Origin of the sequence: Microvirga sp. 3-52 (assembly GCF_018383585.1) — a bacterium.
Lineage (GTDB): Bacteria > Pseudomonadota > Alphaproteobacteria > Rhizobiales > Beijerinckiaceae > Microvirga.
Window position 1 is genome coordinate 1 of the sequence record NZ_JAHAMK010000088.1, and the last position, 711, is coordinate 711.

Annotated in this window: 1 tRNA gene and 1 pseudogene; one reads left to right on the top strand and one right to left on the bottom strand. The window is 62.3% G+C overall.

Going from position 1 to position 711, the window contains the following annotated elements:
• Positions 1-223, top strand: a pseudogene (locus KHP60_RS24870) (transposase); the annotation flags it as partial.
• Positions 224-570: 347 nt separating this feature from the next.
• Here KHP60_RS24870 and KHP60_RS24875 read toward each other — a convergent pair.
• Positions 571-647: transfer RNA gene (locus KHP60_RS24875), tRNA-Met, on the bottom strand.
• Positions 648-711: the final 64 nt, after the last annotated feature.

Sequence of the window (711 nt, forward strand, 5' to 3'; positions counted from 1 at the left end):
GGCCGCCCAGTGCCTGAAGCAACGCGGCGCCTGGTTCCTGTTTCTGCCGGCTTATTCGCCCGATCTGAACCCGATTGAACAGGCCTTTGCCAAGATCAAAGCGCACCTGCGCAAGGCCGAGGCGCGAACGTTCGATGCGCTGTGGCGAGCGCTCGGCGGCATCTGCGATTTGTTTGAGCCACACGAGTGCTGGAACTACCTCAGGGCTGCCGGATATGCGTCCGTTTACCTGTCCGATGCTCTAGACCGTTCGTCGGCACAGAAGCAGAAGGGCGAGCTTGCGGACGCATGGCGGATTACCGGTGCACCGGCACGCGAGGCGTCGGCCCTTTATGGAGGCCAGGGGTTTACGCTGCACGGTTCCATTGTTGAAGATTGCTTAGGGATTTGGCGACGGCATATATTCTGTCTGCGGAAAGGCCGCGCAGGTGCGCGGCGTCTTGGGCCGCATGCTTGTCGTCTGCTCCGCGGGCAATGCGGAGGCGAAGCCAACCCATGCCGTTGCTGTGCTCATGCCCTAGAACGCACGAAGTCCCTGGGGCTGGAGCCGTCAGGGGCTTTGAGCGGTTTTGGTTGCGGGGACAGGATTTGAACCTGTGACCTTCAGGTTATGAGCCTGACGAGCTACCGGGCTGCTCCACCCCGCGCCATGCGTGGCCTGTGAAGCGGGCTTCCCAGGCGAACAGGGCCGACACGCAAAAGCGCGGCGTT